Raw genomic sequence first — 11,929 nt, 5'->3', positions numbered from 1 at the left:
GGGCCTCCCGTCCGTCGTGGGGTGCGTCGACCGCACCCAGTGCGGCAGCAGGTCCGGGTCCCGGCCGCTTGATAGGCTGCGAGTCGCTCACCGCCAGGACCCCGAGGAACGCATGCAGACAGACGGACAGCCCCTGCCGGGCGTCTCGTACGTGATGCCCGTCCTCAACGAGGTCACCGAGGTCCGAGCCGCCGTCGCGAGTCTGCTGGAGCAGGACTACGCCGGCGCGTTCGAGGTGGTGCTCGCACTCGGGCCCTCGATCGACGGCACGAACGAACTCGTCGCCGAGATGAGCGCCGCCGACCCGCGGATCCGCGCGGTCGAGAACGTCGTCGGCTCGACGCCCGCCGGCCTCAACGTCGCGATCCGTGCCTCGACGCACCCCGTCGTCGTGCGGGTGGACGCCCACTCGGTGCTGCCGCCGGACTACACACGGATCGCCGTCCGGGTCCTGCAGGAGTCCGGCGCGGACAACGTCGGCGGCATCATGCGGGCCGAGGGGCGGACTCCGTTCGAGAAGGCCGTCGCGCTGGCGTACGGCAGCCGGGTCGGACTCGGCGGCACGCCGCACCACGTCGGCGGCCAGGCCGGGCCCGCCGAGACCGCGTACCTCGGGGTGTTCCGCCGCGACCGCCTGTTCGCGGTGGGGCTGTTCGACGAGGGCATCAAGCGCGGCCAGGACTGGGAGCTCAACCGCCGGCTACGCAGCACGGGTGGCACGGTCTGGTTCACCCCCGAGCTGGTCGTGACGTACCGACCGCGTCCGAGTCTCAAGCGGCTGATCCGCCAGTTCGTCGCCACGGGGCTGTGGCGCGGCGAACTCGCCCGCCGCTTCCCTGCCAACAACGGCCTGCGGTACTTCGTGCCGCCGGCGATGGTGGTCGGACTCGGTCTGGGGCTGCTGGCCGGGATCGTCGGCGTGGTCGGCGCGCTGCTCGGCAGCGGCGTCGCCTGGGCCATGACCGGGTTCGTCGTGCCCGCGGTGTACGTGCTCTTCGTGGTCGTCGGCGGGCTCGCGGCCGCACGGCGGTCGGACAACGCCACCCGCGCCTGGCTGCTCGTCGTGCTGCCCTGCATCCACATCGGCTGGGGGGTCGGGTTCATCGTCGGGTTCCTGACGCGGACCTCCGAGCTGACGACCCACACCGGACGGTGACGCCCTTGACCGAGCCCCAGCACGAGCCGACCCCACGTCCCGGTGGTCTCGCCCACCCGGCCTCGATCGCCGAGCTGCGCGCGGTTGCCCAGCCGGACGAGGTCCGCTCCCGCGCGAACGCCGAGCACTGGACGGCGTCGCTGTACCTGCGCGACGTCTCGCCGTACCTGACGTGGGTGCTGCTGAAGACCCGTGTCAGTGCGAACCAGGTCACGGGGCTGATGATCCTGGTCGGGTGGTCGGTCGCCGCCGCGCTGCTCATCCCCGGCATCTGGGGCGCGGCCCTGGCGCTCGTGCTCGGACAGCTGCAGATGCTGGTCGACTGCTCCGACGGCGAGGTCGCTCGCTGGCGTGGGACGCGGTCCCCGGCCGGGGTGTTCCTGGACAAGGTCGGGCACTACACGACCGAGGGCCTGATCCCGATCGCGCTCGGCGTGCGGGCAGCGACCTGGCCGATCCACGGCGCGGACTGGATGTGGACCACGATCGGCTGCGCGCTCGGTCTGGTGATCGTGCTCAACAAGGCGCTCAACGACATGGTGCACGTGGCGCGTGCGAACGCCGGGCTCGAGAAGCTGGTCGACCGCCGCGATGCCTCGACCGCACCGTCCGGGCGTCGTCTGGCATCGCTGCGCCGGGTCGCACGCTTCCTGCCGTTCCACCGGCTGTACCACTCGGTCGAGCTGTCGATCCTGGCGTTCGTCTTCGCGGTGATCGGGCTGGTGGTCGGTCATCCGCTGATCGACCGGATCCTGGTCGGCGCGCTGCTGCCGCTCGCCGTCATCGCGACCGCCGGCCACTTCCTGGCGATCATGTCCTCGAAGCGGGTCCGGGCGTGACCCCCGGCACGGTCCGTCGACACGCCGTGGCCCCGCATGACCGACCCCGTGTCGCCGTGGTGAGCCTGTCCCAGGGCACCCGTCCGGACGACCTGCGCCGTGGACTGCAGAGTGTGCTCGCGCAGCAGGGCGTCGAGCTCGACGTCGTCTGCGTCGGCAACGGCTGGGAACCGTCGGGGCTGCCCGAGGGCGTCCGGGCGCTGGCGCTGCCCGAGAACGTCGGGATCCCCGCTGGACGGAACGCGGGCGCTGAGGTCGTCACCGGCGACTACGTGTTCTTCCTGGACGACGACGCCTCGATCCCCTCGGACACCTTCCTGCGCGACGCGATCGCGCTGTTCCGGGCGGACCCGTCGCTCGGACTGCTGCAGCCGCGCGTGGTCGACCCGTCTGGTGCGGCGAACCCGCTGCGGTGGGTCCCGCGGATCCGCAAGGGGGACCCGACCGAGTCGTCGCCGGTGTTCTCGGTGTGGGAGGGCGCGGTGCTGCTGCCGACGGACGTCTGGCGTGCCGTGGGCGGCTGGGGCGGGCCCTACTTCTACGCGCACGAGGGCATCGAGCTGGCCTGGCGCGTGTGGGACGCCGGACGCCGGGCCTGGTACGCGGGGGACCTGGTCGCGCACCACCCCGCGATCGACCCCGCCCGGCACGCCGAGTACGTCCGGCTCAACGCCCGGAACCGCGTCTGGCTGGCGCGCCGCAACCTGCCGGCCGTGCTCCGTCCGCTGTACGTCGGGTCGTGGGCGGCGATCCAGACCGCTCGGTGGTGGCGGCGCCCACGGCAGCTGCGCGTCTGGTTCGCCGGGGTCCGCGAAGGCTGGGCGTCCGACTGCGGTCCGTCCCGCACGATGGGGTGGCTGACGATCGGTCGGATGACCCTGGCCGGACGTCCGCCCGTGGTCTGACGCCGACCCCGGCATCAGTCCCCGTCCCTTGCCCGGCCCCGGGACCAGTTTCCGTCCGTCGCCCGCCCCGCATCCGATCAGAGAGAGCCGAGCATGCCGATCCTCCGCGACGTCCAGACCGCCGTCCGTCTGGGCCGCCGACTGCTGACCGCGCGTGGGAACCGCCGCGACCTGGCCAAGCGCTTGTCCACGCAGCCCGCGCTGGCCCCAGGGAGCATCGAGATCGCGGTCTACTTCGCCGACGGGCCGGTCAACCTGTACCAGGTCCGGCAGTGGTACGCCCCGCTCGCCGAACTCGCCACGATCCATCCGGTGGCCGTCATCTCGCGGAACCCCGGCACCATGCTCGCCCTGCTCGACGAGTCCCCGGTGCCCGCCGTCTACGCGCGGCAGGTCGTCGACCTGGAGCGGTTCGTCGACGAGCAGGCGCCGAAGATCGTCCTGTACGTCAACCAGAACGCCCGCAACTTCCAGATGATGCGGTACGGGCGGATGTGGCACGTCTTCGTCAACCACGGCGAGAGCGACAAGATGTACATGACCACGAACCAGTTCAAGGCCTACGACTACGCCCTGATCGCCGGTGACGCTGCCCGGGACCGCCTGTCCGAAGCGCTGTGGGACTACGACCTGGACCGCCGTGCCGTGGCGATCGGACGACCCCAGGCCGACCACTTCGCGGGGGAGCCGCCGTACCCGGCCGACGGTCGGACCGTGGTGCTGTACGCGCCCACGTGGGAGGGCGACCGCGCCGCCGCCGCGTACGGATCGATCGCCACGCACGGCACGACCATCGCCGAACGGGTCCTGGCCTCGCCGGAGCACCGCCTGGTGTACCGGCCGCACCCCCGGAGCGGTGTCACCGACGCCGGGTACCGCGCCGCGCACGAGCGGATCGTGGCCGCGATCGCCGTCGCGAACACCGCCGATCCCGCTGCCCACCACGTGTACGACGACGGGCCCGAGATGGGTTGGCAGCTGGCCGACGCGGACGTCGCGATCACCGACATCAGCGCGATGATCTACGACCGGTTGGCGGTCGGCAAGCCGCTCCTGGTGACGCGTCCGGTGTCCGCCGAGGCCGACGTGGACGAGCGCGGGTACCTGGCCGCCGCCAACTGGCTGCGCGCCGAGGACACCGCCGACGTGGTCGCCCGTGTGGACGCCGCGGCCCACGACGAGGCCGAACTGGCCGAGCTGCGGCGCTGGGTGACGCGGTACTTCGGCGACACGACACCCGGCACGGCCACCGGCCGGTTCCACGCCGCGATCGAGCAACTGCTCGCCCGCTGGCACCAGGTCGCCCGCGAACGCGAGGGCCGCTAGGGCGGAGCGGGTCACGGCGCGAGCCCGGGGCCGACCAGGGACATCCGCCACAGGTACTCGGAACGGTCGGGGCGGCGCCAGCGGACGATCACCACACCGGTGTCGTCCGGGGCGGCGCCGAACACCGCGATCCCGAGACTGCGGCCGGGCTCGAGGCGGAGGACGGCGAGGGGCGGGCTGTAACCCGAGCCGAGGTGGGTCAGGCTGAGGCCGTCGACCGGTTCGTCCCCGATGTTGACGAGGTCGTACCGACGCGGTGCCTGACTGCGATCGACTGCGAACGGGACTGCGTACGCGGTTGGTGCGGGGTGCATGGGGGCCACGGTAGGGCGAGGGTCCGACGCCGGGGGCGCTGCGGGCCGGGTGGCGCCGTGGCCTGTGGAGCGGGGCGTGCCGGGACCGGGTTGTGGAGGGATGAGGCCCGGCACCGCCGGGGTGTCAGAAGTGGTCGGGGCGTCAGAGGTGGTAGTCCGCGGCGTACTGCGCCAGCGCCTCGTCCACCGTGCCGTCGAGCTGCAGCCGTCCCTTGTCCAGGTACAGACCACGGTCGCAGAACCGGCGCACGTCCTTGTCGCTGTGCGAGACGAAGAACAGGGTGCGCCCACCCGCCAGCAGCTCGTCGATGCGCTTGTAGCACTTCTCGCGGAAGCCCTTGTCGCCGACCGCGAGCACCTCGTCCACCAGCAGCACCGGTTCGTCCAGGCGCGAGATCACCGAGAAGGCGATGCGCACCTTCATGCCGCTCGACAGGTGCTTGTACGGGGTGTCGACGAAGTCGCCGATCTCCGCGAAGTCGATGATCTCGTCGAAGCCGTCGCGGATCTCGGCGCGGGACATGCCGTGCAGGCCGGCCGTCAGGAACACGTTGTCGCGGACGGTCAGGTCGCCGACGAACCCGCCGGTGATCTCGATCAGCGGTGCGACGCCGGCGCCGACGCGGACGCGGCCCTCGTCCGGCAGCATCACCTGCGCGACGAGCTTGAGCAGCGTCGACTTGCCCTGGCCGTTGCGGCCGACGACACCGATCGCCTCGCCGGGACGCACGTCGAACGACACGTTCCGCAGGGCCCAGAACTCGTCCCCGCGCTTGCGTCGGGCACTGCCGGCGAACAGGTCCTTGAAGCTGCGTCCGGCCTTGCGGTTGCGCTTGAACCGGATGCCGGCGTCGGTCACCGAGATGACCGGGGCGACGGTGCTGACGGTGTCGGTCGGACGGGTGGTCGTCATCACAGCTCCTTGAGGACGCGGTGCTCGCTGCGGCGGAAGACCACGAGTCCGACGGCGACCACGATCGCGGTGATCACGACCGACGCCAGGACCTCGAACCAGTCGAGCTGCTTCGGGAAGAACGCGGCGCGGTAGATGCCGAAGATCCCCGTGAGCGGGTTCACCGCGGCGATCTCGTGCAGGACGTGCGGCAGCGCGTGCGTGCCGTAGATGATCGGCGAGGCGTAGAAGGCGAAGCGCAGCACGAGCTTGACCGCGCGCTCGAGGTCGCGGAAGAACACCACGAGCGGCGCGACGATCAGCCCGATGCCGTAGACGAGCGCTGCCTGCAGCACGATCGCCAGCGGCCAGAGGACGACCTGCCAGTGCAGGTGCGCCCCGGTCGCGATGACGAACACAGCCAGCACGGGGATGCTCAGCAGGAACTCGATGCCCTTCGAGGCGTCGATGCGCAGGACCCAGATGCTGCGGGGGATGGTGGTCGACCGGATGAGCTTGGCCTCGGAGGTGAACGCCCGCGTCGAGTCGGACACCGCGCCGGTGAACCACATCCACGGCAGCAGCGCCGAGAGCAGGAAGACGATGTAGGGCTCTTCGCCGACCGACCCGCGGTGGAACACCTGCGTGAAGACGAACCAGTAGATCGCCGACATGACCAGCGGGTCGAGGATCGACCAGACGTAGCCGAGTGCGGAGGTCGAGTACCGGACGCGCAGGTCGCGCTTGGTCAACAGCCAGAGCGCATGACGATAGCGCCGACTCGCGCTCCGCGACGCTGCCGGGGCAACGGTCGCAGGCGCGGTCGGCGCGCTCGATGTCGTCATGGGGTCCTTCCGGCTGGGATCACCGAGAGGATGCCAGTTGCTCAGGCGAACAGGTTGTTCGCGCGCTCGAGGTCCTCGGCGAAGTCGATCTCGACCGCGTACAGGTCGGAGATGTCGATCGGCGTCCAGCGTAGACCGTCTTCACCGATGGCCGCTTCGATGCCGCCCTCGAAGTACTCCTGGTCGTCGACCCGGCCGAGGTGGTGGATGAGCGCCTGCTTGTCGGCCGCGGAGACGTAGTTGATGCCGACGGCTTCACCGAGCCCGCCCACGACCTGCTTCGACAGCTTGTGGATGAAGCCCTCGGCGTCGACCGTGTACTTGACCTCTTCGTCGGAGACCTTCTCGGTGTTGACGCTGACGAAGGAGCGGTCCTGGTCCATCATGTCGGCCGCACGCACGAGGGCGCGGGGGTCGAACACGACGTCGCCGTTCATCCAGAGGACGCCGCCCTTGCCCGTCGCCTTGAGGGCGCGCAGGAGGCTCTTGGAGGTGTTGGTGGAGTCGTAGGACTCGTTGTAGACGAAGGCGGCTTCGGGGAAGGCCTCGACGATGTACTCCGACTTGTAGCCGACGACGACCGTGACCTTGGCGCTCGAACCGAACGCGGCACGGATGTTGTCGAACTGCTGCTGCATGATGGTACGGCCGTCGCTGAGCTCGGTGAGCGGCTTCGGCAGGCTGCGCCCGAGGCGGCTGCCCATCCCTGCGGCGAGGATGACGATCTGCGTGGTCATGCTGGTCCCTTCCGGTGTCTGCCCGCGCGCCGGTGGCACAGGCAGGCCTTGTCGAGTCTGCGCCGTGATCGTGCGAACAAGCCGTGAGCCGCGTCCGGGCGTCGTCGACTCCGGAGCGATCAGCGGCCCCGCGGGGATCGGGGCAGGTTTCCAAGTGGTGAACACTCCGTCGTGTCCCCGTGAATGATACGGAAAGCCCCCCCGTCGGGGTACGTCCTGAACGGCTTCGTAGTCATTTCGTGACCCTGGGAGTCCGACTGCCCCGGCGTCTGCAGCGCATTGGTACGGTGGGGCCGTGGCGGCTGCAGCAGGGGACGAGAACGACGTGTACGCGACGTCCGACGCGGCCTGGCTCACCGAGACGACCGAGTTCGGGGACGAAGCCGAGGACGACGGTCGCGCGGACGACGACGGGCGCACCGACGACGATCACACCGACGACGACGCAGCAACGGGGGACAGGGATGCGGACGACCGCCCTGGGCAGGACGGCATGACCGACGACACCATCACGGACGCAGCGCCAGCGGGGACCGGCACGGCCACGGCCGCCGCGGCGTCCGTCCGCACGACCACGAAGCAGCGCACGCCCCGGAAGGGCCGTGCGACACGCCCGCAGGGCGCCGCGGCGCCGAAGTCGACGCAGACCGCTGCGCCGACCGGTCCCGCTCCGTCCCAGACGCAGACGACACCCGGATCAGAGGCCGTGGTCCGGACCGACGACCGACCGGCGGCCGACGACGCGACGCGCACCGAGCCTCCCGTCCGGGACAAGCCGAAGGCGAGCGCCAAGCGCGCGCCGCGGCAGACCGCGAGCAAGCGCACCACGGCCGCCCCGGCGCCCCAGCAGCCCGTCGTGCTCCGCGCGGACGGCCTCGTCAAGCGGTACGGGCAGACCGTGGCCGCCGACGAGGTCGACCTCGAGATCCGCCAGGGCTCGATCTTCGGCGTCGTCGGACCGAACGGTGCTGGCAAGACCACCACGCTGTCGATGCTGACCGGACTGCTCCGCCCGGACGCGGGCACGGCGACCGTGCTCGACCACGACGTCTGGGCCGACCCGGCCGCCGCCAAGCGCAGCATGGGCGTGCTGCCCGACCGGCTCCGGCTGTTCGACCGGCTCACCGGCGCGCAGCTGCTCTTCTACTCGGCGACGCTCCGCGGCCTCGACGGCAAGACGGCTCGGGCGCGCAGCGCGGATCTCGCCGAGGCGTTCGGTCTGGGCGACGCCCTCGGGCGCCAGGTCGCGGACTACTCGGTCGGCATGGCCAAGAAGATCGCCCTGGCCGCGACCCTGATCCACTCGCCGCGCGTGCTCGTGCTCGACGAACCGTTCGAGTCCGTCGACCCGGTCAGTTCGGCGACGATCGTCGAGATCCTCCGGCGCTACACGCAGGGCGGTGGCACGGTCGTGCTGTCCAGCCACTCGATGGAGCTCGTGCAGCGCACCTGTGACTCGGTCGCCATCATCGTCGGCGGCAAGGTCCTCGCATCGGGCACCATGGCGCAGGTCCGTGGCCGCAAGAGCCTCGAGGACAAGTTCGTCGAGCTCGCGGGGGGCCGCGTCGTCGCAGAGAGCATGGAATGGTTGCACAGCTTCTCCGGCTGAGGGCCGATCTGCTGGCGGGCGAGGTCCGCGGCAGTGCCGGGCGCTCGGTCCTGGTCGTCGTCGGCGGGCTCGCCGGTCTGGTCGCGGCGGTGCTCGTCGCGATGGCCGTCGTCGCACTCCGCGATGCCGACCCTGTCGTCGCCCGTTCGGTCATCGTCCCCGTCGGGACCCTGGTCACGGTCGGCTTCGCGCTCGTCCCGCTCATGGTGGGGGGAGCGGACCAGTTCGACCCACGGCGGTTCGCGGTGTTCGGCGTCTCGCGGCGCGACCTCGCGGTGGGCCTCGGGATCGCCGGGCTCGTCGGGGTCCCGGTCGTCGCCGTCGCGGTCGTCGCGGTCGCCCAGTCCGTCGCCTGGATGCGGGACGCCGGCACGGGCGTCCTCGGGGTCGTCGCGGCCGTGCTCGTCGTCGCGACTGCCGCGCTGCTCGTGCGGGTCGGCTGCGCGATCGGCGCGTGGTTGTTCGGCAGCCACCGCCCGACCCGGGACGCCGCCTGGCTCGTGACGCTCGTCGTCGTGGTCCTGGCGATCCCGATGGTCTCGCTGCTGCTCCGTGTCGACTGGATCGACCCCCGCAGCACCGAGCTCGACCGGATCGCAGACGTCGCCGGGTGGACCCCGTGGGGAGCGGCGTGGGCCGTCCCCGCCGAGGCCGCCGCGGGCAACACCGGTGAAGCAGTCGTCAAGCTCCTGATCGCCGTGGCCGTCGTCGCCGGACTGGGGCTGGCGTGGTGGGTGCTCGTCGGCCACCTGCTCGTGACGGTCGACGACCGCGCGTCCGTCCGCAGCTACCGGACGCTCGGCTGGTTCGACCGCTTCGGGGCCACACCGGTCGGCGCCGTCGCCGCGCGGGCCCTGACGTACTGGGGTCGTGACCCCCGCTACCGGACCTCGTACCTGATCCTGCTGCTCGTGCCCGTCGTCGTCGTCCCGCTCGGGGTGGCCGGCATGCCGTGGCACTGGACCGCGCTCATCCCGCTGCCCCTCATGGCGGTGATCGCCGGGTTCCTGCCGCACAACGACGTCGCCTACGACAACACCGCGGTGTGGCTGCACGTCGCCTCCGGCGCCCCGGGCTGGAGCGACCGCCTCGGTCGTCTGACCCCGGTCATCGTCGTGGGTGTGCCAGCCATCGTCGCCGGCGCGGGCCTGTCGGCGTGGCTGTACGGCGACGCAGCGGCGTTCCCGGTGCTCATCGGGGTGTGCGTCGGTGCGCTGTTCGCCGGACTCGGGATCTCGAGCGTCGTGTCCGTCGCGCTGCCGTACCCGACGGTGCGGCCGGGCGACCGGGCCTTCCAGCAGCCGCAGGCCGCCGGTGTGGTCTCGACGGTGTCGCAGTCCACGACGATCATCGGCATCCTGGTGTTCTCGGTGCCGACGGTCTGGCTCGCCGTGCACGCGCTGACGGGGGACGGGTCGTCGTCGGCGGTGCTGACGCTCGGGGTCGGTGCGGCGGTGGGGGTCGTCGTGCTCGGACTCGGCGTCCTGTTCGGCGGCAGGCTGTTCGACCGGCACGGCCCGGACCTGCTGGCAGCGGCGCAGCGCAACTGACGCGGGCGACACCACCCGCGGCGCAGCGCAACTGACGCGGGCGGCACCACCCGCGGCGCAGCGCAACTGACGCGGGCGGCACCATCAGCGGCGCAGCGCAACTGACCGTGCTGCGCGGCTCGCGCCGCAGTCGTACCCTTGTGCCATGAGCATGACGGAACCCGGTGGCGGCGGACTCGACGTGATGGACCGCGAGCTCGAGAAACTCCTCGAGGAAGAGGCGATCGAGCCCGGCGACCACGAGCGCTTCTCGCACTACGTGAAGAAGGACAAGATCCTGCAGTCGGCCCTCAGCGGCAAGCCCGTCAAGGCCCTGTGTGGCAAGAAGTGGATCCCGGGCCGTGACCCGGAGAAGTTCCCGGTGTGCCCGGACTGCAAGGCGATCTACGAGAAGATGAAGGCGGAGTAGCGCCCGCTACACGACGAGCGTCGGGACCGCCGGGTCACCCCGGCCGATCCGCGCCGCGTCCGCCGGCAGTTCGGCCTTCGCGTTCGCGTGGTGCGCCCGTGCGGCCTCGACCCCGTGGGACCCCAGGAACGCCGGGTCGACCTCGCCGTGGGTCACGACGGGGACGAGCAGCGGTCGCTCGTCCGGTCCGAGCGACGGCACGGCGCCGTCGACACCCGGGGTGCGCACGACCTCCGCGGTCGCGATGCCGTTGCGCAGTCGACGCCCGGCTTCCTTCCGGCCGCCGATCGAGGCCTTGTCGGCCGACTTCTTGGCGACGGACACCCACTCGCCGGCATCCGTCCGGTGCGCCACGAGCTTGAAGACCATGCCGGCGGCCGGGTGCCCCGAGCCGGACACGACCGAGGTCCCGACGCCGTAGGAGTCCACCGGGGCGGCCCGCAGTGCGGCGATCGTGTACTCGTCGAGGTCGTTCGTGACGGTGATCTTGGTGTCCGTCGCCCCGAGCCGGTCCAGCTGCGCGCGGACCGACGCCACCACGGAGGGCAGGTCGCCGCTGTCGATGCGGACGGCCCCCAGACGGCCCGAGGTCAGGCGGACGGCGGTGTCGACCGCGGCCTCGATGTCGTAGGTGTCGACCAGCAGTGTGGTGCCGTCACCGAGGGCGTCGAGCTGTGACTGGAACGCCGCTTCCTCGGAGTCGTGGAGCAGCGTGAAGGCGTGCGCCGCGGTGCCCATTGTCGGGATGCCCCAGGTGCGCCCGGCCTCGAGGTTGCTCGTCGCGCCGAACCCGGCGATGTAGGCGGCACGGGCGGCGGCGACCGCGTTCCACTCCCCGGTGCGGCGCGAGCCCATCTCCGCGAGCGGTCGGTGGTCGGCCGCGGACACCATGCGCGCGGCGGCCGAGGCGATCGCGGAGTCCGCGTTGAACACCGACAGGGCCAGCGTCTCGAGCAGCACGGACTCGGCGAAGGTGCCCTCGATCTGCAGCACGGGGGAGTTCGGGAAGAACACCTCGCCCTCGCGGTACGCCCGGACGTCGCCGGTGAACCGGTAGTCGGCGAGCCAGTCCGCGGTGCCCGCGTCGATCACACCGCGGTCGCGCAGGAACCCGACCTCGTCGTCGCCGAAGCGGAAGTCGCCGAGCGCGGTCAGGAAACGCCCGAGCCCCGCTGCGACGCCGTAGCGGCGTCCGTCAGGCAACCGCCGGGTGAAGACCTCGAAGACGCAGCGGCGGTCCGCTGTGCCGTCCTTCAGGGCCGCGTCGACCATCGTGAGTTCGTACTGGTCGGTCAGGAGCGCGCTGGTCACGCCTTCGACACTAGTCAGACCACGGCCTGGAGGCCC

General features: G+C 71.5%; 12 protein-coding genes. 7 read left to right on the top strand and 5 right to left on the bottom strand.

Annotation, left to right across the window (positions count from 1 at the left end):
* Positions 1-112: 112 nt before the first annotated feature.
* From BIU90_RS04720 to BIU90_RS18185, 4 genes are all read left to right on the top strand, one after another.
* Positions 113-1,156: a glycosyltransferase family 2 protein gene (locus BIU90_RS04720; protein WP_071299081.1), complete on the top strand. Its 1,044-nt coding sequence runs from the start codon at positions 113-115 to the stop codon at positions 1,154-1,156.
* A 5-nt stretch (positions 1,157-1,161) separates the two neighbouring features.
* Positions 1,162-1,995, top strand: coding sequence for a CDP-alcohol phosphatidyltransferase family protein (locus tag BIU90_RS04715; protein WP_071299092.1), 834 nt, complete (start codon positions 1,162-1,164; stop codon positions 1,993-1,995).
* Between the two features lie 26 nt (positions 1,996-2,021).
* Positions 2,022-2,900, top strand: a complete 879-nt coding sequence (locus BIU90_RS04710) for a glycosyltransferase family 2 protein (RefSeq protein WP_071299091.1) — start codon at positions 2,022-2,024, stop codon at positions 2,898-2,900.
* Between the two features lie 93 nt (positions 2,901-2,993).
* Positions 2,994-4,226 carry a CDP-glycerol glycerophosphotransferase family protein gene (locus BIU90_RS18185; protein ID WP_071299080.1) on the top strand — a complete coding sequence of 411 codons (1,233 nt, stop codon included), beginning with the start codon at positions 2,994-2,996 and terminating at the stop codon, positions 4,224-4,226.
* 11 nt (positions 4,227-4,237) lie between these two features.
* Here the strand turns inward: BIU90_RS18185 and BIU90_RS04700 are convergent, their stop codons facing one another.
* From BIU90_RS04700 to BIU90_RS04685, 4 genes are all read right to left on the bottom strand, one after another.
* Positions 4,238-4,540 carry a hypothetical protein gene (locus tag BIU90_RS04700; protein ID WP_071299079.1) on the bottom strand — a complete coding sequence of 101 codons (303 nt, stop codon included), beginning with the start codon at positions 4,538-4,540 and terminating at the stop codon, positions 4,238-4,240.
* Between the two features lie 142 nt (positions 4,541-4,682).
* The gene (locus BIU90_RS04695) at positions 4,683-5,453 is read right to left on the bottom strand and encodes an ABC transporter ATP-binding protein (protein ID WP_071299078.1); all 771 of its coding nucleotides are present in this window, start codon (positions 5,451-5,453) and stop codon (positions 4,683-4,685) included.
* Entirely contained in the window at positions 5,453-6,277 is an 825-nt protein-coding gene (locus BIU90_RS04690) for an ABC transporter permease (protein WP_071299077.1), read from the bottom strand. The genes BIU90_RS04695 and BIU90_RS04690 overlap by 1 nt, the downstream gene beginning before the upstream one ends.
* Before the next feature lie 41 nt (positions 6,278-6,318).
* Positions 6,319-7,014 carry an NTP transferase domain-containing protein gene (locus BIU90_RS04685; protein WP_071299076.1) on the bottom strand — a complete coding sequence of 232 codons (696 nt, stop codon included), beginning with the start codon at positions 7,012-7,014 and terminating at the stop codon, positions 6,319-6,321.
* 295 nt (positions 7,015-7,309) lie between these two features.
* On the opposite strand from BIU90_RS04685, the gene BIU90_RS04680 reads away from it, so the two are divergent.
* The 3 genes from BIU90_RS04680 (at position 7,310) to BIU90_RS04670 (ending at position 10,582) form a co-directional block, all read left to right on the top strand.
* Positions 7,310-8,623: an ABC transporter ATP-binding protein gene (locus tag BIU90_RS04680; RefSeq protein ID WP_254786948.1), complete on the top strand. Its 1,314-nt coding sequence runs from the start codon at positions 7,310-7,312 to the stop codon at positions 8,621-8,623.
* On the top strand, positions 8,599-10,173 hold the full coding sequence (locus tag BIU90_RS04675) for a hypothetical protein (protein ID WP_071299075.1): 1,575 nt from the start codon (positions 8,599-8,601) through the stop codon (positions 10,171-10,173). Before BIU90_RS04680 ends, BIU90_RS04675 begins: the two co-directional genes overlap by 25 nt.
* A gap of 145 nt (positions 10,174-10,318) precedes the next feature.
* The gene (locus BIU90_RS04670; RefSeq protein WP_071299074.1) at positions 10,319-10,582 is read left to right on the top strand and encodes a DUF3039 domain-containing protein; all 264 of its coding nucleotides are present in this window, start codon (positions 10,319-10,321) and stop codon (positions 10,580-10,582) included.
* A gap of 6 nt (positions 10,583-10,588) precedes the next feature.
* Here the strand turns inward: BIU90_RS04670 and BIU90_RS04665 are convergent, their stop codons facing one another.
* Positions 10,589-11,893 (bottom strand): nicotinate phosphoribosyltransferase, encoded by a 1,305-nt coding sequence (locus BIU90_RS04665; RefSeq protein ID WP_083403703.1) that lies wholly within the window; start codon positions 11,891-11,893, stop codon positions 10,589-10,591.
* Positions 11,894-11,929: the final 36 nt, after the last annotated feature.

The sequence above is a fragment of the Curtobacterium sp. MCBA15_001 genome (genome assembly GCF_001864835.1).
Classification (GTDB): domain Bacteria; phylum Actinomycetota; class Actinomycetes; order Actinomycetales; family Microbacteriaceae; genus Curtobacterium.
The sequence above is the reverse complement of the archived record's forward strand: the minus strand, read 5'-3'. Positions and strand labels throughout refer to the sequence as shown.